The organism is Halorubrum sp. BV1 (assembly GCF_000746205.1).
Taxonomy (GTDB): Archaea; Halobacteriota; Halobacteria; order Halobacteriales; family Haloferacaceae; genus Halorubrum.
The window spans coordinates 17,048-36,923 of record NZ_JQKV01000001.1; the positions used below are offsets into that span (position 1 = coordinate 17,048).

A 19,876-nucleotide genomic window follows, 5' to 3' on the forward strand; every position below is an offset into this window, starting at 1 on the left:
TCACTCGTCGCCCGCCGACCACTCGGCGTCCGAGAGGGTTCGCTGGACCGCCTCCTCACCGACGGCACCGGCGAGGTGTTCGAACCCCGCGCGGACTCCCCGGTCGCTCGCGTTCGCGACGAGCCGCGAAACGATGAACTCCGGCGTCGACTTCCCGACGGTGCCGAACCGCGGCTGGTAATCGACGCGCAACTCGAGGTCGCCGGTGAGCCCCTCCGCGAAGATCCCGTCGATTCGGGCGGCCTCGGGCAGCGGACTGAGATCGTCCGCGAGGTGCGTCACGTACACGCCGAGCGCGCCGCGGTCGACGGTGAGCGTGACGAGGCCGTTCAGCAGGTCGGCGGCGCGGCCCGGCTCCGTGATCGCCTCGAACTCGTCGACAAGCATGAGCGTCCGTCCGTCCTCGACGAGCGGCGGGACCACGGACTTCAGCGTCGACTCCAGCACGCCGGCGTTAAACGAGGCGTGCCGCCGGTGGAAGACGATCCGGTCGAACGGGCCTACTTCGGCCGCGTCCGCCGGCACCGGGAGTCCCATCGACGCGAGCAGTGCGACCGCACACAGGGTTTCAAGCAGCGTCGTCTTTCCGCCGGAGTTCGCCCCTGTGAGTACGCTCACCCGGTCGCCGCTCGGCGGCGCGTCTGTCGCCGCGACGCCCGCGCCGTCCGCGAGCGAGTGAGGCCCGACCCCGTACGACACCGGCTGAACGTCTCCGGAGACGAAGAGGCTACGAGCATTTCTGACCGCGATCCCGTCGTCGACGAGCCGCGGCCGAACGAGGTCCCGGTCGGCCGCGAACCGCCCGAGCGACAGCAGGAACGCGGCGTCCGCTACCGCCGCGGCCGCGCGGGACACGTCGCTCGCGCTGCTGCCGCGCTCGCCGTCGTTTGCGTCTCCGCTGTCGTCTGTCTTCTCCACGCCGATCCGCGCTCGGATGTCGGCGGCCACGGTCGCCTCGCGCTCCTCGACGGCCGCCTCCAACTCCGCTTCGAGGTCGCGGAGCGTGGCGGAGACGAAGTCGGCGGCGTCGAGCGCGTCGTCGGGCGCGGCCGCCCGCACCCGTGCCCTGTCGACGCCGGTCTCCGCGGCGACGTGGTCGATCGTCGCCGACTGCAGGGCCTCGAAGTCTCGCAGGGAGCCGTCTCTGACCGATTCCAACACGTCGAACGCGGCGTCCGACAGGTCGCGCGCGCCCGAGAGCTGCTCGCGCCGCCGGTCCAGTTCGTCGTCAGCGCCGCGAGCCACGTCGATGTCGGCGTCCGGGTCGGGGTCGATCGCGCCGCGAACGTCGGCGAGCGCGTCGGCCGCGTCGCGAAGCGTCTCGCCGTCGAGCGCGCCGATCGCCGCGAAGGGTCCGGATGTAACCGCTTCCTCCCGCAAGGCGATCGCCGTCTCGACCGCGGCGCGGTCCCCTCCCCTCGCCTCGTCGTACGCGTCGAAGGCCGCGACGACGCGCTCGCGCGCACCGTCGTCGAGTCCGGCCCACGTCTCGCGTGCGGCCGTGACGTCGTCGAGGCGCGTCTCCACGGCGTCACGGTCTGAGAGCGGCGTCAGCACACGAATTCGGTCAGCTGCGTGCGCAGTCAACGCCTCGCCGGCCGCCAACGCGAGGAGGTCGTCGTACACGGAACGCGTGTCGCTCGTCGCGAGCACGTTCATCCCGGCCTCGCCGTTCGCCCGGCGGAGGATCCGGGTCGCACGGCCGCGGTGGAGTCCGGCGTCGACGAGCGCGCGCACGTCGGCCGACTCGATTGCCTCGATCGCCCGCTCAGTACCGAGGGAGTCGGCGAGCTGCTCGCTCGTCTTCGGTCCGATCCCCCAGTAGTCCTCGAGTCGCATACCCCGTGGTGTCGCCCCGGCGTCTTTGCGCTTTCGTCGCCGCGGGCGTCGTCGCCGTCTCGCTGCGCCGATACGTGTGTGGCAGTTCCACTATTCCACTCAAACACGTTTTCCGAGCGAGTACGATGACGACCACCGAGCCGCCGCTCTCGTCGAGTATCTCCCCACGCTACTTGATGTACGTTCGGATCGAATCGAGACGACCCGCGACTCGCCGCCGCTACGTCGGTCGAGCGCCGTCGCGAGAAAACGTACGCATACGTTATAGATGGTTGGTGTGGGGTTCTCGAAATATTGTATTGTGCAGTCCAGACACAACTGTTATATCGTTCAACCGGATAGTAATCATCGTCCAGAAATGTGCAACACTCGAATTATCGCTCGCGGTCACCGGAGGACGAACTGATGCCCGGGCTCGAAGTTCCGACGTGGGACCCGGAGACGGCCATGCTCATCGGCGCGATCCTGTTAGAGGCTATCGTGTTATACGTCGGCTACGCCGGCCTCGAACGTCTCGTCGGCCGCCGTCTGATGAAGCTCTTGGTCGGGGGTGACTCCGATGCTCAGTAGCCTGATCGGGACGATCGGCGGCTCGCCCGAGACTATCGCGCTCTTCGTCGGATTCGGGCTCGTCGTCGGTCTCCTCTTCGGGTTCTTCGGGATGGGCGGGTCGTTCCTCGTGACGCCCGCGCTGTTGATGTTGGGCTATCCGGCCTCCGTCGCGGTCGGGAGCGGGATGGCGTTCGTGTTCGGGACGGCAGTCATCGCGACGCTCAAACACCACGACCTCGGGCAGGTCGACTACAAACTCGGCGCGATCATGATCGCCGGGACGACGCTCGGCATCGAAGTCGGACGCGCGAGCGTGTTCTACCTCGAATCGCTCGGACTCGCCGGCGGCGTGATAAGCGTGGTCTACGTGTTCTTACTCGGCGGTATCGGGCTCATGGTCACCCGAGACGCCCTGTCGGGCGACAGCGGCGGCGGTATCGATCACGACGCGGGCGATGAGAAGGATCTGAGCGAGTACGAGATCCCCGAGATCGCGACGCGGATCCAAGAGACGGTCAGGATCCCGCCGATGGTCACGCTTCGCGGGGACATCCGCGTCTCCCTGTGGGTTATCACGGCTGTCGCCTTCTCGACCGGCGTCTTGTCCGGGTTCCTCGGCGTCGGCGGCGGCTTCATCCGGATGCCGGCGATGATCTACGCGATCGGCGTTCCGACTCCCGTCGCCGTCGGGACCGACCTCTTCGAGATCGTGTTCTCCGGCGGTATCGGCAGCTACCTCTACGGCCAGAGCGGCGGCGTAGAGCTGAGCATCGTCGCGCCGCTCCTGTTCGGGAGCGCGCTCGGCGCGCGCATCGGCTCCGCCGCGACCGCCGTCGTCAACGCCGACGACATCAAGGTGTACTTCGGCGGGATGCTGCTCGCCGGCTCCATCGCCGTCGGTATCGGCGAAGTGGGGTCGTACCTCGGCAACGAACTGTTGGAGACGGTCGGCCTGTTCCTCGTCATCGGAGCCGCGGTCGCCGTGGCCGGCGCGATCGTCTTCAGCACGCTCCGGACGCTGCGGTCGACCCGCGGCCGCGCGACCGCGACGACCGACTGATCTCCGATCGCTAGTTCTCGCCCGGCGTCCACTCCGCGTCGAGTTCGCGGTGCGTGTACGGAAGCGCGTCCTCGCCGCTGTAGCTCGCCACGAGGTGACCGTCGCCTTCGAGGTAGTACTTGTACGTCGTCAGTCCCTCCAGCCCGACCGGACCGCGCGCGTGGACCTTCCCGGTCGAGATGCCGACCTCCGCGCCGAGCCCGTACCGGTAGCCGTCGGCGAACCGCGTCGAGGCGTTGTGGAACACGCTCGCGGCGTCGATCCCGGTCATGAACGCCTCGGCGGCCGCGTCGTCCGCGGTGACTATCGACTCCGTGTGTTTCGAGCCGTGCGCGTTGACGTGGTCTATCGCCTCGTACACGTCGTCGACGACGGCGATCGACAGTTCGAGGTCGCCGTACTCGGTGTCCCAGTCGTCTGCGGTCGCCGCCCCGACGTCGACTATCTCCCGAACCGTGTCGTCGCCGCGGAGTTCGACGCCCGCGTCCTCGTACCGCTCGACGAGGCCGGGGAGGAACTCGGCCGCGACCGACTCGTTCACGAGGAGCGTCTCGACCGCGTTACACACCGCCGGGTACTGGACCTTCGCGTCGAAGGCGACGTCTTCTGCCATCTCCAGATTCGCCGCCTCGTCGACGTAGACGTGACAGATACCCTCCGTGTGACCGAGCACCGGGATCTGCGTGGTGTCTTGGATGTACGAGACGAACTCGGAGGAGCCCCGCGGCATCACGAGGTCGATCTGGTCGTCGAGTTCGAGGAGGCGATCGACCTCCTCGTGTGCCTCGACGAGTCCGGCCCAGCCGTCGGGGATGTCGGCTATCCCCGCGGTCGCCTCCTCTATCACCCGGTGGAGGACGCGGTTCGACTCGCTCGCCTCGCTCCCGCCCTTGAGGATGACCGCGTTGCCGGATTTCAGCGCCAGCGCCGCGATCTGGACCAGCGCGTCCGGCCGCGACTCGAACACCGTGGCCACGACGCCGAGCGGGACCGACACCCGATACAGGTCGAGTCCCTCGTCGAGCTCGCGGGCCGCGAGCGTTCGCCCGAGCGGGTCGTCCTGTTCGGCGACCGACTCGACCATCCCCGCGATATCCTCGACCTTCGCCGCGTCGAGCTTCAGCCGGTCGACGAGCGCCTGCGTGTACTCCCCTTGCGCCAGGAGATCCTCGGCGGCGGACACGTCGCGGGCGTTGGCGTCGAGGATCGCCGCCTCCTCCTCGCGGAGCGCGTCGGCGATCGACCGGAGCGCCTCGTTCCGCGTCGCCTCGTCGACGTTCGCGAGACGCAACGCGGCGCGCTGGGAGTCTCGAACCAGTTCGTCGGTGTCGCGCTCGACCGCTGTCGTGTCACTCATTTGTCTCACCAGTGGATGGGACGAATAGCGTGCCCGCGGATTTACCGGCTGCGATCCGCGCCAAGACGTCCGGCTCGGCCGACCCGGCGATGATCGCCGGCCGACCGCTCTCTGCGACGTCCCGCGCGCCCTCCACTTTCGTCTGAATTCCGCCGAAGTCGGTGGTCGTGCTGTCGCCGATGATGGCTCGCACGTCGTCGTAGTTCGACCCCACGGCCTCGATCACTGACGCGTCGGCGTCGCGCTTCGGGTTCCCGGTGTACACGCCGGCCACGTCGGTCAGCGTGACGAGTAAGTCGACGTCGAGCGCGAGTGCGACCGACGCCGACAGCATGTCGTTGTCGCCGATTCGCAGCTCGTCCGTCGCCACCGCGTCGTTCTCGTTTATCACGGGAACGACGCCCCACTCCAGCAGCGTCTCGACCGTGTTCCGGACGTTTCGTAGCCGCTCGGGGCTGTCGAGGTCCTTGCCCGTCACCAGAATCTGTGCGACCGTCTGGTCGTACCGGTCGAAGCTCTGCGTGTAGTGACGCATCAGCAGGCTCTGTCCGACCGTCGAGAGCGCCTGACTCTCCTCTATCTCGTCGGTGTCGCGGTCGAGATGCGTCTGTTCGAGGTGGCCGATACCGGCCCCAACCGCGCCCGAGGAGACGAGGACGACCTCCTTTCCCTCGCGCCGCAAGTCCATCACGTCGGCGACCAGCTTGTCGAGCTTGACCCGGTCGAGCTTCGAATCCTCGTCGGTCAGAGAGTTGGTCCCCGCCTTCACCACGACGCGGTCGGCCGACGCCGCCGCCTTACGGGCGCGCTCGACGTCGGCGGGATCGACCGCCGCCACCGCCGTCTCACTCGTCATCGAACGCCTCCGCCAGTTCCTTCGAGCGCTCTTCGGCCGCCGCTACGGCGTCTGCGACCGCCGCGTCGGCGTCGCTGTCCCAGAGCACCTCCATCCCTTCGATGGTCGTCCCGTTGGGCGAGCAGACCGCGTCGATCAGCTCGTCCACGCTCCGGTCGTCGCGGAGGACCGTCTCCGCGGCCCCCTTGAACGTCTGTGCGGCGAGCGTCTCGGCCTGCTCCGGGTCGAGCCCGCCGTCGATCCCGCCCTGTTTCATCGCGTCGATGAGGTAGAACGCGAACGCGGGACCGCTCCCGTTGACCGCCGTCGCGATGTCCATCAGCGACTCGTCCACCTCGACGAACTCGCCGACGGCGTCCAGCAGGTCTCTGATCTCGTCCGTGAGTCCGTCCGTCGTCGCCGCCGCGGCCATGTCGCCGGTCTCGGCCGCGAGGTTGGGCATGATCCGAACCACGGTCGCCGCCGTCCGCTCGGCCACGAACTCGCGGGGGAGTCCCGCGGCCAGTGTCACGAGCTGCTGGTTCGCGTCGAGGTCGAGGTCGGCGAGCACCGGCTCGGCGATGTCGGGTTTCACCGCCAAGACGACGATGTCGGCGTCTGCCGTGCCCGCGTCGACGTCGTCCGTCGTCTCATCGACCGCGTCCGCGACGCTCGCGCGCGCCTCGGGATCGAGGTCGATCGCGGTCAGGTGATAGCCGTCGGTCCGGGCGAGCCCGCGCAGGAGGGCACCCCCCATGTTGCCACAGCCGATAACGCTTACGCGTGTCATGTTGCCTGTAGAGAGCAGGTTCAGGCTCATACCAACTGCGGTTTCGGAGAAGCGGCTGCCGTGGTCTCGTTACAACACTCGGACGCTATTCTCTACCGAGACGTTGTGTCGTGAACGGCACGGAGAGTGTCCCACACGTACGACCTCGTGGCGGGAGACTTACAGCGAAGCCCGACCTCATCCGGGAAGTTGAACGACCATATTCAACGCTTGGGGGAGCAGGACACTAATGAAAATCTGCGACCACATTGCGAACGTCGTCGGGTACGTTCTGGTGTCTTTGACGTGCGAAATCGTCTCTTGGACCTCCTCATACCGTTCCCTATCTTCGATATTGAAGAGGGTAGCGTCGTACGGATCGTTCACCACCCGCTTGAGTTCTTCTTCCAAGGATCGGATCTTCTCCTCTTTTTTCCGCTTCATAATGGAGTGCGTCTTGCTCATCGAGTAGACGATCGTCACCACGCCGGCGATCCAAACAGCCGAAAGCGCCGTCTGAAAGATCGGTCCCGGCGCGGGATACGGCGATGACACGAATTGTGAGAGGATGACGGGCGTGTGTGTTTGAAGAAACCACAGTAGCAAAATCGCCGTGTAAATGTAATAGGAGCGCTTGAGGAGTTCGCCTATCGGTTCAAATCCTCCCAGATTTCGAGGGTCATAAAAGAACAGTCCGAAATCGGCTGCAGCGAGCCGTCGAGGAATGATGAGATGAATACCGATGTAGGAGATTCCGAGCTCGAACAGAATCGGGATGATGATAAGGGGAAACGTGACCGTCTGAGCGTACAGAACCAAGCCGATGCCGCTAATTTCGATGAGCTGTGGAATTCCGAGAACGACCGCGACGAAAGCGTAGTACACGACGAGCGTGGCGACGTATCCTGCAACTCGCACTCGCAGTGAGACGAGCCCCTCAAATTCTCTCCGTAGTGCTTCATCGAGATCAACGTGATCGTCGTCGACACCGAGATTGACCATGGCAGTGACGTAGCTGTCATGGATGTACCGAAGCCCTACCACCCCGAGGACCGTCATCGCCGGAATTGCGAGGGTGTTCGGCTGCGCGAGAAACGAGCTTTTGCCCGAAATCAGGTGATTGTACACGTCGAACAACCCATACTCGATGAACAGTCCGACGATAACAAACAGATATGGCGGATAGATATCTCGCCCGGGGAGTGCGTCTGACAGCCTCCCGAAGTAAAGTTTCTCAGCAATGATCTCGATGAGCAGCCGATCTCGATACGTCTCCATCTCACCCATGGCGTGGTGTCAAACACCCGGAATTATAAAAATGACCTCTCTCAGGGTCAGGATGTCGACACTCTAGTCTCGCTGAGCTAACTAGCTCTGCTGTTGAGAATTCAAGCGGGCCCGTTCCGTCGACACGCTGTCACGCCACCCGCTCGTACAGCGACCGGTACCGCTCGGCGATCGAATCGAGCGAGAACGCCTCGCTGCGAGCCGCCGCGTTCGCCCCCAGCCGCTCGCGGAGGTCGGGATCGCGGAGCCGGCGGAGGGCGTCGGCGAACGCACCGATCTCGCCGTCTGCGTCCGTCCCCTCCCCGGTGCCGGTCGCCGAGACCTTCAGACAGTCCTCGCCGTCGTCGAGCCACTCGAACGTCTCGATGTCGCGGACGACGACGGCTTTCCCGGCGGTCATCGCCTCCAAAAGCGCGATCCCCTCGTTCTCCTCGTGGGTGGGGAACAAGAACACGTCGCCCGCGGCGAACGCCCCCCGGACGTCGTCGATGTATCCGGTGAACGTGCAGTTCTCCGGCGATTCCTCGATGAGCCGCGTGGTCTCACGCCCCTTCAGCGACAGATCGAGGGGACCGAACCACGCGAAGTCGATGTCGGGAAGTTCGCGGGCGAGGTCGACGAACGTCTCTAACCCCTTCCGTTTGATCACGTGGCCCACCAGAAACACGGTCGGCGGATCGAGGTCGTATCGGTCGCGGTACTCCGCCTCCAGCGACTCGAACCCGTCGAGCTTCTCGCGGTCGACGCCGTTCGAGATCACGGTCGTCGGCGCGTCAGTGTAGTCGGCTATCACGTTCTCGTTGTATTCGGAGGGGCAGACGAGCGCGTCCGCGAGCCCGTACGCGCGGCTGAGATACGGCTTGAGCGGCTTCGCGAGCGCGTTGGTAAACCGGAAGCTGTCGCCGAAGTCCTCCGCGGTGACGTGCGTGTGGGCGACCACCGGCACGCCGCGGTCGCGCGCGCGCTTCGCGTACCACACCGACCGGGGACCCATCAGGTTGCAGTGGAGCACGTCTGCGTCGAGCGTCGGTTCCGTGGTATAGTCGATCCCGACGCGGTCGAGCATCGTCCGCTGGTGGGCGACGGACTCCGCGATGCCGCCCGTGATCCGGTCTCCGAACTCGAAGTAGTGGCTGACTCTCATCGCGGCGTCACGGCCGTTCGCGCGGCCGTCGCAGCGGCACGGCCGACCGCGCGGCCGTCCCGGTCGCCCTCGCTCACTCGACTTCCAGCCACGGGACCTCCATCAGCGGCGGGATGTGCGTCTCGATGTGGTGTTCCCACACGCCCTCCTCGCCGAACGCCTCGCCGTGATCGGCCGTCACGACGACGGTGCCGTCGAGTTCCTCGACGAGTTCGGCCACGGATTCGAGTGCGATCCGGAGGTTCTCCTCGTACAGCCGTAGTGCGGTGACGCGGGTGCCGTCTTTCACGAGGTCGGCGGGGTCGAGTTCCAGCCAGAGGCCGGCCTTCTGGGCGAACTCGTTGTCGTCCAGCCGGCTCTCGATCTTCGGGCGGATCGAGTCGCTGAGCGAGGAGAGCAGGCCGCCGTCGGCTCCGCCCCCTCCGTCTCGGGCGGCGTCGTCGTCTGCCGACTCCTCTTCCTGCCGTTTGATCCCCTTCTGGATCTGTTTGAGCTTCTGTCCCTTCCCGCGCGAGAGGTACGGCGCGTGCGGCTGCATGTAGTGGAGGACGGTTCGGTCTGCGGCCTCGACGGCCGCCTGATTATCGTGGAACGCTTCGGCGAGGCCGTCGGGCGGGACCGTGCCGAGGTCCTCGTCCCAGCCGGTCTTCCAGACGTCGTGGATGTCGCTGATGTGTTCGGAGGCGGTCCACGCGTAGTCGCAGCTTGCCCCCCACTTCAGCTCGTTCAGGGGGATTCCAAGGTCGTTGATGAAGGGGTTCCCAGAGAAGTAGGCGATGTCGTGATCGCCCGTGAACGTCCGGTAGGCCCACTCCGGCGTCGACGAGCCGACGCTCCAGCGCTTCTCCAAGTCGCCGTCGAGGTACTCGTCGTACACGTCCTCGAACACGTCGTAGCGACACGCGTCGAGGACCAGACAGTAATCCCACTCCGACTCGAGGAACCGCTGGTCTTCCATAGGTCGTGCGCCCGTATCCGGCCGACGGTTGTATTCTTATTGGTACGGGCGCTCGACTCCCGTCCACCCCTGACTCTGCCCGCCCGCGACCAGACGTTTCAAGTCCGATAGCGCCACAGGAGGGGCATGGACCGGAACCCGCGGCGCGGGCTGATACTGGGCGCGCTCGCGGCCCTCGGGATACTCGCGGTGCTCTTCGTCGTCGTGGGGGCCGGCCGCGTCGTCGATCAGCTCGTCGCCGCCGACCGTCGTCTGGTCGTCGCCTCGTTCGGCCTCGCGCTCTGCTGGCTGCTCGCGTGGAGCATCATGCTCCGGACCGTGCTCGGCTCTCTCGACGTGTCGCTGTCGGTTCCAACTGCGTTCCTCGTGTACGCCGGCGCGGTGTTCGCCAACAACGTCACGCCGTTCGGACAGGCCGGCGGCGAGCCGGTCGCGGCGGCGCTCATCTCGCGCGTGTCCGGTTCGCGCTACGAGACGGGGCTCGTCGGGATCGCGAGCGTCGACGTGCTCAACGTGGTCCCGTCCATCTCACTCGTCTTCCTCGGCGTCGGCTACTACGCGACGACGACCGCTGTCGGCGAGCGGCTGAGCGTCGCGGTCGCGGTCGCCGTCGGACTCATCACCGTCATCGTCACCGTCATCGGACTCGCGTGGCGGTTCCGCCGACGGATGGTCGCCCGCCTGCCCGCCGGCGTCGCCGGACTGCTCGGTCGGCTGGACCGGTTCGATCCAGCCCCGCTCGAAGCCCGACTCACAGAGCGGCTCCGGAACTTCTTCGCGGACATAGAGCGCGTCGGGACCAGTCCGGGCCGGCTCGCGGCGGCCGTCGGGCTCTCGCTCTCGGGGTGGGTCTTTCAGGCGGCGGCGCTCACGGTCGCGTTCGCGGCGGTCGGCCACCACATCTCGCCGGCGATTCCGATATTCGTCGTTCCCTTGGCGTACGTCGCGGGTGCCACGCCGCTTCCCGGCGGACTCGGCGGGATCGAGGCCGCGTTCGTCGCGCTGCTCGTTCCCACGACCGGCATCCCGGCGTCGACGGTCACCGCGGCCGTGCTCGTGTTCCGCGGGGCGGTCTACTGGATGCCCGTCGCCATCGGCGGCGTCTCGGCGTCGGCGCTCGGCGTTCGAGCGATGCGGTAGGCGGGAGCGAAGACGGTCGCCGCGTGAACCGAGTCGCTAGACGTACCCTTCCTCGACGAGCAGTTCGCCGTTCAGCAGGGAGGCACCGGCCGCGCCGCGGATCGTGTTGTGCGCGAGACAGTTGTACTTCGCGCCGTCGTCGGTCGTCTGAACCCCGCCGGCGACGATACCCATCCCGTCGGCGTACGTCCGGTCGAGCCGCGGCTGCGGACGCTCCGGATCGTCGTCGCCGAACACCTTGATGAGCTGGTCCGGCGAGCTCGGCAGGTCCGCGCTCTCGAACGCCTCCATCGCCTCTCGCAGCTCCGCCGGCGACGGGTCCGCTGTGAACTCCGCGAAGACGTTCTCTAAGTGGCCGTCAAGCGTCGGGATCCGGTTACACGAGGCGGCGACGTCGGCGTCGTGGAGGTGTACCGCTGCGCCGTCGAACTCCCCGAGCAGCTTCCGCGACTCCGTCTCCATCTTCGCTTCTTCGCCGCCGATGTGCGGGATGGCGTTGTCGATGATCTCCATCGAGGTGACGCCGGAGTAGCCCGCACCGGAGACCGCCTGTAAGGTCGAGACGTGCACGCTTTCGAGCCCGAACTCGTCGATCGCCGCGAGCGTCGGAACCATGGTGATGGTCGAGCAGTTCGGGTTCTTCACCAAGGCCCCGTCCCAGCCGCGCTCGTCGCGCTGGACCTCAATCAGATCGAGGTGGCCGGGGTTGATTTCGGGGATGGTGAGCGGGACGTCGTCGGCCATGCGGTCGTTTGAGGAGTTCGACGAGACGACGTATCCCTCCTCTAAGAACGCCGGTTCGACGTCGCTCGCGACTCCCGAGGGGAGCGACGAAAAGAGCAGGTCGACGTCGGCGTCGGCGACCCCGGCCGGGTTCGTCTCCGCGACCTCCATCTCGGCCACGTCGTCCGGAATGGGCGTGTTCACGCGCCACTTCGCGGCTTCGCGGTACGTCTTGCCGGCGCTCTCCGCGCTCGCGGTGACCGCGGCGAGCTCGAAGGTCGGGTGGTCGTCGAGCAACTGGATGAATCGCTGTCCCACAGCACCGGTGGCACCGAGGATGCCGACTCGTACAGACATTGCACGGGGGTCAGTCACAGGGACGTAAGTGCGTTCGGATACGCGCCGATTCCGCCCGCTCGCTGAGAGGAATTAAATACGCTCTCGCGAGTTATGCGATATGACCGACTTCGGCGCGCTGTCGATCGCTCCGCCCGTGCTCGCGATCGTGCTTGCGATACTCACCCGAAAGGCCGTGTTGTCACTGTTTCTCGGTATTTGGTCCGGTGCGGTGATCGTCACCGGCGGGCTCGGGATCGTCCAGACGTTCGAGTGGATCGTCGCCGCGATCTCCGACGAGTTCCAAGCCACCATCCTCGTGTTCACCCTCCTCCTCGGCTCCGGCGTCGCGATGGTGTGGAACCTCGGGGGGACGGCCGCAGTCCGGGAGTGGGCGCTCGCGCGACTCGACAGCCAGCGGAAGGCCGGGCTCGTCGCGTGGGGACTCGGTGTCGTCCTCTTTTTCGACGACTACGCGAACACCGCTATCGTCGGCTCGGCGATGAAAGACGTCTCAGACCGCCTCCGAATCTCCCGCGAGAAGCTGTCGTACGTCGTCGACTCCACGGCGGCACCGGTGGCCACGCTGGGGATCTCCTCGTGGGTCGCCTTCCAGCTCTCGCTGATCGGGGAGGGGTACGAGTCCGCGGGCGTCGACGCCGCCAACCGCCCCGGCACGTTCGAGGTGTTCGTCTCCTCGATCCCGTTCAATATGTACGCGATCTTGGCGATCGTGATGGTGCTCGTGATCGTCGGCACGGGCCGCGACTACGGCGAGATGCTGACCGCCGAACACCGCTCGTGGACCGCGGGAAAGGTCACCCGCGACGAGGCGGTGCCGATGCAAGACGTCGCCGGCGAACTCGGCGAGCCGCCGGCGTCGACGCCCCGACTGGTCAACTTCTTCGTCCCCGTTGCGGTCCTCATCGCAGTCACGATCGCGACTGCGCTGTGGTCGGGAGAGTTCTCGCCGATCGGGTTCGCCGGCGACCTCGCAGCCGGCGAGTTCGGCCCGGCCGGCGGGCGGCTCTGGGACGCGGCGCTTGACGCCTCTTACGAGGTGGCGCTCATGATCGGCTCGTTCGCGATGGTCGCGAGCGGGTTCGCACTCGGGAAGGCGTACGACGTCTTCGGCGTCGGCGACGCGACGGAGTACACGATAGACGGGTTCGGAATCATGCTCACCGCGGCCGCCATCCTCTCGCTCGCGTGGGGGATCGGCGAGGCGATCGACGCGCTCGGGACGGGCGACTACGTGGCGACGATGGCGGTCGGATCCGTGTCCCCCGCGCTGTTGCCCGCGCTGGTGTTCGTCGTCGCGGGCGTCATCGCCTTCTCGACGGGCACGTCGTGGGGGACGATGGGAATCGTCACCCCAATCGCGATTCCGATCGCGTGGGAGGTCAGCGGCGGCGGTCCCGCCGGTCACACGCTCGTCGCCGCGATGGTCGGCGTCATCTTCTCCGGGGCGATCTTCGGCGATCACAGCTCGCCGATCTCGGACACGACCGTCCTCTCGGCGACGTTCACCGGTGCCGACCTGATCGACCACGTTCGGACGCAGATCTACTACGCCGTCACCGTCGCCGCTGTCGTGGTACTGCTTCTCGTGATCTGGGGGTTCACGCGGGTGACGCCGCTCGCGCTGCTCCCGCTCGGCGCGGTCGTGCTCGTCGGGCTCGTGTATCTCCTCTCTGCGGTCGACGCGCGCCGCCGCGGGATCGACCCGGTGTCGGTCCGCGAGGTCCAAAGCGACGACGGCGACGCGGTCGTCGTCGCCGGAACCGAACAAGAGGACTGACCCGACCCGGGACGGACCAATTAAGTCCGCTCGGCGGCTAGCGTCTCATGCGCGCCCTCAAGTCCCCGCCCGAGTACTCCCCGATGGGAGCGATGACCGCGCGGAGAACCCAGGCGCGCGACATATAGTCGCACACGCGACTCGCCCGTCGCCGCGCAGGCGACCGCCCGCCACGAGGGTTTCCCGGTCGACGCGGCACGCCGCCGGAGATGAGACCGGACGTTAGTGTTGCGGGCGTACATTTCGAGTATGTTAACAGAAATATCTACAAGTAAATAAATCGGTTCAGCCACAGTCTATCGTCGGAGAAGAGTCCGCAGCAGTGGTCCTTTTTCCTCACCGGATTTTGGAACTAATCGATGATGACGAGATTGGGATGAGGTCTGCCAGGAGTACTCAGGACTATCAGTTCGGAATGTCCATACTGCACACAGAGCGGAGTTCAGAAGTCACAGTATATCGCTGTATGTGGATGGAGAAGAACCCGCATAAGTACCACCAACAAGTCCACAATCTTTTGACTAGCCCGCTTGTTACGATTTAATTGTACGTCTCAGTCGAGATCATGACTTCTGTGAAATCACTCCGATCTCTCCTGACTCGCAGTCGTCCTGGGAAACTCGGACTCCTCGAGGTCATTGCGATGGGTGTCGGTGGTATGGTTTCGGGCGGGATCTACGCTGTACTGGGTGTCGCAATGCAGCAAGCCGGTAACGCTGTCCCGTTGTCGTATCTCATTGCGGGTATCATCACCCTTCTTACTGCCTATTCCTATCTCAAACTCACGCTACACTTCGGCGAGTACGGCGGCGCATTTTCATTCGTTGAGCACATCGTTGACAACCCGATAATTGCCGCGTACGTCGGGTGGGTTCTCGTCGTCGGCTACGTCGGCGTGATGGCGATGTACGCGTTCGCCTTCGGTGCATACACGCTCACTGCCGCGAGAGCCATCGCAGGGATCGAACTCCCGCAACTCTTGCGGCCGATTATCTCAACCCTGATCGTCGCTACGTTCGTTGGTCTCAATCTCCGGGGCGTCCACGAGACTGGCCTCTTCGAAGACATCGCAGTGTACATCAAAATCGTCGTCTTGCTGTCACTCGCAACCCTCGGAGTGATTTTTTATGATGGGAATGTGGCAGCACTCGACTTCTTCAGCAAGGGCGTCGTCAGTCCCATCGCCGGATTCGCCATTATTTTCGTCTCCTATGAGGGCTTCCAACTCTTGGTCTATGACTACGAAGACATCGAGAACGTGGAACGAGTGTTGCCAATCGGGATGTACGTCGCCATCGCTATTTCGATACTGATCTACGTCTCAGTGTCGTTCATGGCGACACTTCACCTTACGCCAGAGCAACTTCTCGCCCATCAGGAAGTCGCACTCGCCGAGGCCGTCTCCAACATCCCCGTTCTCGGGGGTGCTGGATTTGTTCTCGTCATCCTTTCGGCAATGAAAAGCACCTCGTCGGGTATCAATGCGACCTTGTTCGGTACCTCGCGGCTTGTTCATAAGATTGCGACAGAAAATGCACTCCCGCGTATGTTTTCGTTCCAGAACCGAAAAGGGGTCCCCGTCTACTCGTTGCTGATTATCGGCAGCCTGACGGCAGCACTCGCAGCCCTTGGCACTCTCAAACAGATTACTGAATTCGGATCAGTGGCCTTTCTGATCTCGTTTGCAGTCACGAATTACACGAACATCGTGCTCGCCGACGAGACGGGGTCGAACCGCCTCATTCCAGTACTTGGTCTGGTCGGCACGGGAGTTGCGCTACCGGTTGTTCTCTATCACCTCTATCGGACTGACGTGGAGATTCTGCTCTGGATCGTGGGGATCTTCGCGGTAGTCTTCCTCATAGAGTTCCTCTATGTCGATCGGAGTTCGTTTACGCCCGATCTAGACGGGGGAGAGAGAGGTTGATCTCAGCGATGGAATTTCAAAATGGCGAGACGCCCCCGTTCAACATAGACTCATTCGTTCATTTTCGCTGAGGCTACTAGTAGATTGTCGCCCGGTAGTGTTGCGGGCGACACGCTGTTCGTATCAGTCAGCCGCCGGCGTCGCCTCGGTTGTCCCGCCGTCCTCGGAGGCAGGCGACGCGAGGGTCAACACGGCGGGGAGAATACCGAACGCGGTCGCGAGCGACAGCCCGATCGCCAGCACGGTCGTCACCCCGAAGTTCGCGAGCACCGGGAACCGCGAAACGACGAGGATCCCGAACCCGAAGATCGTGGTGAAACTTGACCCGATGATCGGTCGGGAGAGCTTAGCGACAGACGTTGCCGCGGCCCCGATCGGCGGCCGCCCGTGCGTCTCCGTCTCGTAGACGAACCGCTCGTAGATGTGGATCCCGTAGGTCACGCCGATCCCGAGCGTGAGCGACGACATCGTGATCGTGAGCGGGTTCCACGGGACCGCGAGCACGTACATTCCCCCGGCGACGAGGAGCGCCGCGCTGCCGGCGACGCTGACGACGATGATCGCGGACACGCGGACCGACCGGAACGCGAACGCGAGGAACACGAACCCGAGCGTGAACGAGATGACCGTCATCGGCGTCAACCCCGCCGTGACGTTCTCGATCACGTTCCGATTGAGCACCGGCTTCCCGGTAACGCGGACGTCGTTCGCGCCGGTCAACGCGAGGTCGGCGTTCCCCTCGAACTCGTCGATGAGCGTCCGGACCTCCTCACCTTCCACGTCGTCGACGTAGAACGTCAAGAGCACCCGTGACGGCGTCTGGGCGGGATCGCGGACGCTCATCATTCCCGTCCCCGTCTGACGTGCCAGCGTCGTGTCAAGCTGTCCTTCGGTCTCCGGAATCGTACCGCCGTTCGCCATCTGGACGGCCAACACCGGACTCTGTACCGCGTTCACCCGGTCGTTCGCCAGCATGAGTCGTTGGTACCTGGCCAGTTCGCGGAACGTCTCCGGCGAGTACGCCGTCTCGGAGCTGACGCTGACGTACATCACCTTCGGGCTGTCGACGGTGTCGGACAGCCGGTCCATGTCGTTTTTCGCGTCGAGATCTTGAGGCCAGAAGTCCATCATCTCCTGATTCGGTTCCACCTGCGGATACGCGTAGGCACCGCCGGTGACCAACAGGAGCGCGACGAACAGGGTCACGAGCGGTCGTCCCCCGGTGACGACGCTGGTGAACCGCTCCGTCCCGGTCTCCAGCCAGTCGCTCGACGCCGGGGAGGTGTCGGTCGGATCCCGCTGTGTGTACCCGTCGCCATCGAACCGGACGAGGAGCGCGGGGAGGAGCGTGATCGACAGCGCCATCGACGCCAACACCGCGGTCGCGCTCGTTATCCCGAACTGTCTGACGGGGGGAACGCTGGACACCAGAAGCGACCCCAGTCCGATCACGGTCGCGCCCATCGCGATGAGCAGCGCGCGACCGGTAGTCCGCGTCGCGACCGCCGCGGCGGTCTCCGGCGAGCACCCCGCCTCGCGCTCCTCGACGTACCGCGAGTGGATCTGCAGCCCGTAGTCGATCCCTAGGCCGAGCGCGATGGGCATGACTCCGAGCATGATCGCGTTGAAGTCGAACCCGAACACGCCCATCGCACCGACCATGTACGCCAGCGCGACCATGGCGGTTCCGAGCGGGAGGAACACGTGCCACCCCCGCTCCACCTTCGCGCGCATCACCAGGTAGACCACGGTGAAGATGAGCGCGAACGCCCCGGCGAACAGCGTGATCATCTCGGGCAACATGAGTCCGAACGCGGCGTTCTCGAAGACGGGCTGCCCGGTGATGGTCGTCGTCACGCCGGGCGGTAACGGCGCGAGACCGGTCTCCGTTTGGACCCTGTCGTAGATGATGTCGGAGTCGCGCTGCGGGAGGAACGCCCCTCGGTCGAACGTGTCGACGTCGCCGTAGCTCGCGAGGATGATCGTCGTGCCGGGCTCGGGTTCGAGTCGGTCGACCATCGCGGCCGACTCAGGGCCCTGCGCGCGTACCCTGTCGATCGCTCGTTCGACCTCCGATTCCGTCTGCGGTAGCTCGCCGCCGTTCCCCTGACGGACGACGTCCGCCAAGGAGGTGACTGTGGTCGTCTCGTCGATATTCTCGGCGTATCGCCTGTCGAGCCTGTCGATCGCTCGGATCGTCTCGGGGTCGTGAAGCTCGCCGGACTCGACGATAACGAACACGTTGTTGCCCGTCTCGAAGTCCTCTTTGAGCGTCTCCCAGTCGGTCGCCGTCTGAGAGTCGTCCTCGATGTACAGGGTCATCCCCATGCTCATCTGGATCCCCGCGACCCCGACGCCGACGGCGACGAGCGCCGTCACGAGCACGACGGCAATCGTCTTGACCTGATTTCGCGCGGCGTACCGGCCCGCGTGTTCTAACCCGTCTTGGATCCGCTCTCCGGCGTTCATTTACCCGAGGTACTGGCGCAGTCGGTCGCGCTTAAACACGATCCCGGCTCCGAGAAGCACCGGCACGCCGACCGCCGTCAGGACGAGCGGAGTCGACGGACCGCTCGGCTCGGTCACCTCGACTGTGGCCGGCCGGACGTCGGAGACGACCGTCTCGTCGAACGGATTGTCGTACTTGATCGTCGCGTCGAGGGTGTACGCCTTCGGCGTCGCCGCCTCGTCTGCGGTGACCGTGTACGAGACGGTCGCCCGCTCGCCCGGCGACAGCTCGCCGACGTACGCCGTGTCGTCGTCAGTCTCGAACGGCGAGTCGGCGTTGATTCGGACGACCGCGTCCTCGAAGGCGCTCTCGCCCGTGTTCTCGACGGTCATCTCGATCCGCTCCGTCGCGCCCGCTTCGATTCGCGCGGTGTCGACCACGGTGAACTGCCGCTCGGGACCGACCGAGACGTCCGCGGTCAGCGGGTCGCTGCGGACGGTGTTTCCGTATTTGTCGTCGTGGGCGACGACTATCGGGAGCGCGTACGACTGCGCGAGCGCCCGATCGGACACTTCCATCTTGATGCTGGTGGTCGCCGACTCGCCCGGTTCGAGCGTCCCGAGCTGCCCGCCGTTCGACAGCGGCGCGAACGGTCGATCGGGCTTGGCGAACACGCGCGCGTTCGTCGCGGCCACGTCGCCGGTGTTCGTCACCGTAACGCGCGCTGCTCCGGTCGAATCCACGTAGAGCGAGCGCGACTCGACCGACACGTCGTACTGCGGCCCCTGTGACACGCCGACGCTCCCGTATCGCACGGTGGACTCACTCGGCTGTCCGTTCGCGTCTTCGTAGGCGGCGCGGAATCCGACGGCGTACGACCCGGCGGACTCGACGCCGCGGACGACGGTTTGGAAGGTGGCGTTCCGCGTGTCGCCGGGCGCGACGGTGCCGAGCGCGACCTCGTTGCTCTGCGGTTTGAAGTGGGTCGACCCGACGAGCGAGAGCGTCGCGTCGTCCATCGCCTCGCTGCCGGCGTTGCGCACGGTCACCGCCACGTCGCCCTCGGCGTTCTTGTAGAGTCCGTCGCCGCGAACGTCGACGACCGTCAGCCGGCCGTCCGGCTCGACGCGGATCGTGACGCCCGTCTGCTCAGTCCCGGTGTTCCGGTTGACGGTGTAGTCGTCGCTGTCGACGAAGATGTCGCGGATGTACGAGAACTCGAGTTCCATCGGCACCCTGTAGGTCCCCGGTTCGGCCGACTCGTCGACTTCGATAGTGAGGGGGACTTGCGTGGCACTGCCAGTCCGCACCGTGCCAACGCTCTGTGCCCCCATCTTCACGTCGAGCGGGACCCCCTCGTCGTCGTACGTGACGGTCGTTCCGGTCGCAGCCCCGATCTGCACCCCGTGTGCCTGTACGACCCGCGAGACGTCTTCGATCGCCCGATCGGAGTCGGTGACCCCGTCGTGGCGGTTCTGGATCGCGAGCGTCAGCGTCGTGGTCTCACCCGGGGTCACCGTGTTGCTCCCGGCGACGGTCGCATCGAGTTCCGGAACCGACTCCTCGCTGAACCGCTCCGCGGCCGTCCCCGAGATGCCGATTCCCATCGATCCGACGAGCAGTAACGCGATTCCGACGACGGCCGCCTTCCGCAGCGTCCCATCTAGGTTGCCGTTCATGTTGTGTACACATTATACAA

At 65.4% G+C, this 19,876-nt stretch carries 15 protein-coding genes; 5 read left to right on the forward strand and 10 right to left on the reverse strand.

Features of this window, described 5'->3' with window-relative positions; genetic code table 11:
* Window positions 1-1,839, reverse strand: coding sequence for a MutS-related protein (locus EP28_RS00075; RefSeq protein WP_049981993.1), 1,839 nt, complete (start codon window positions 1,837-1,839; stop codon window positions 1-3).
* Between the two features lie 405 nt (window positions 1,840-2,244).
* On the opposite strand from EP28_RS00075, the gene EP28_RS14310 reads away from it, so the two are divergent.
* On the forward strand, window positions 2,245-2,409 hold the full coding sequence (locus tag EP28_RS14310) for a DUF7512 family protein (RefSeq protein ID WP_196219577.1): 165 nt from the start codon (window positions 2,245-2,247) through the stop codon (window positions 2,407-2,409).
* Entirely contained in the window at window positions 2,399-3,451 is a 1,053-nt protein-coding gene (locus EP28_RS00080) for a sulfite exporter TauE/SafE family protein (RefSeq protein WP_049981994.1), read from the forward strand. Before EP28_RS14310 ends, EP28_RS00080 begins: the two co-directional genes overlap by 11 nt.
* Before the next feature lie 10 nt (window positions 3,452-3,461).
* On the opposite strand, the gene EP28_RS00085 is transcribed toward EP28_RS00080, so the two are convergent.
* The 6 genes from EP28_RS00085 to EP28_RS00110 form a co-directional block, all read right to left on the reverse strand.
* A complete protein-coding gene (locus EP28_RS00085; protein WP_049981995.1) occupies window positions 3,462-4,808 on the reverse strand; it encodes a glutamate-5-semialdehyde dehydrogenase in 1,347 nt (448 codons plus the stop codon).
* On the reverse strand, window positions 4,801-5,664 hold the full coding sequence (proB, locus tag EP28_RS00090; RefSeq protein WP_049981996.1) for a glutamate 5-kinase: 864 nt from the start codon (window positions 5,662-5,664) through the stop codon (window positions 4,801-4,803). The genes EP28_RS00085 and proB overlap by 8 nt, the downstream gene beginning before the upstream one ends.
* On the reverse strand, window positions 5,654-6,433 hold the full coding sequence (gene proC / locus EP28_RS00095; protein WP_080506007.1) for a pyrroline-5-carboxylate reductase: 780 nt from the start codon (window positions 6,431-6,433) through the stop codon (window positions 5,654-5,656). The genes proB and proC overlap by 11 nt, the downstream gene beginning before the upstream one ends.
* Window positions 6,434-6,610: 177 nt before the next feature.
* Window positions 6,611-7,699, reverse strand: coding sequence for a hypothetical protein (locus tag EP28_RS00100; protein ID WP_049981998.1), 1,089 nt, complete (start codon window positions 7,697-7,699; stop codon window positions 6,611-6,613).
* Window positions 7,700-7,829: 130 nt separating this feature from the next.
* Window positions 7,830-8,843: a glycosyltransferase family 4 protein gene (locus EP28_RS00105; protein ID WP_049981999.1), complete on the reverse strand. Its 1,014-nt coding sequence runs from the start codon at window positions 8,841-8,843 to the stop codon at window positions 7,830-7,832.
* A 73-nt stretch (window positions 8,844-8,916) separates the two neighbouring features.
* Entirely contained in the window at window positions 8,917-9,801 is an 885-nt protein-coding gene (locus EP28_RS00110) for a hypothetical protein (protein WP_049982000.1), read from the reverse strand.
* A 126-nt stretch (window positions 9,802-9,927) separates the two neighbouring features.
* Between EP28_RS00110 and EP28_RS00115 the strand changes: the two genes are divergently transcribed.
* On the forward strand, window positions 9,928-10,941 hold the full coding sequence (locus EP28_RS00115; protein WP_049982001.1) for a lysylphosphatidylglycerol synthase transmembrane domain-containing protein: 1,014 nt from the start codon (window positions 9,928-9,930) through the stop codon (window positions 10,939-10,941).
* A gap of 36 nt (window positions 10,942-10,977) precedes the next feature.
* On the opposite strand, the gene asd is transcribed toward EP28_RS00115, so the two are convergent.
* Window positions 10,978-12,021, reverse strand: coding sequence for an aspartate-semialdehyde dehydrogenase (asd, locus tag EP28_RS00120; RefSeq protein WP_049982002.1), 1,044 nt, complete (start codon window positions 12,019-12,021; stop codon window positions 10,978-10,980).
* Between the two features lie 100 nt (window positions 12,022-12,121).
* On the opposite strand from asd, the gene EP28_RS00125 reads away from it, so the two are divergent.
* Both EP28_RS00125 and EP28_RS13545 read left to right on the forward strand, forming a co-directional pair.
* On the forward strand, window positions 12,122-13,801 hold the full coding sequence (locus tag EP28_RS00125) for a Na+/H+ antiporter NhaC family protein (protein ID WP_049982003.1): 1,680 nt from the start codon (window positions 12,122-12,124) through the stop codon (window positions 13,799-13,801).
* 544 nt (window positions 13,802-14,345) lie between these two features.
* Window positions 14,346-15,728, forward strand: a complete 1,383-nt coding sequence (locus tag EP28_RS13545) for an APC family permease (protein ID WP_155118377.1) — start codon at window positions 14,346-14,348, stop codon at window positions 15,726-15,728.
* 123 nt (window positions 15,729-15,851) lie between these two features.
* On the opposite strand, the gene EP28_RS00140 is transcribed toward EP28_RS13545, so the two are convergent.
* Both EP28_RS00140 and EP28_RS00145 read right to left on the reverse strand, forming a co-directional pair.
* Window positions 15,852-18,197, reverse strand: a complete 2,346-nt coding sequence (locus EP28_RS00140; RefSeq protein ID WP_049982005.1) for an efflux RND transporter permease subunit — start codon at window positions 18,195-18,197, stop codon at window positions 15,852-15,854.
* Window positions 18,198-19,856, reverse strand: coding sequence for a COG1361 S-layer family protein (locus tag EP28_RS00145; protein WP_049982006.1), 1,659 nt, complete (start codon window positions 19,854-19,856; stop codon window positions 18,198-18,200).
* Window positions 19,857-19,876: the final 20 nt, after the last annotated feature.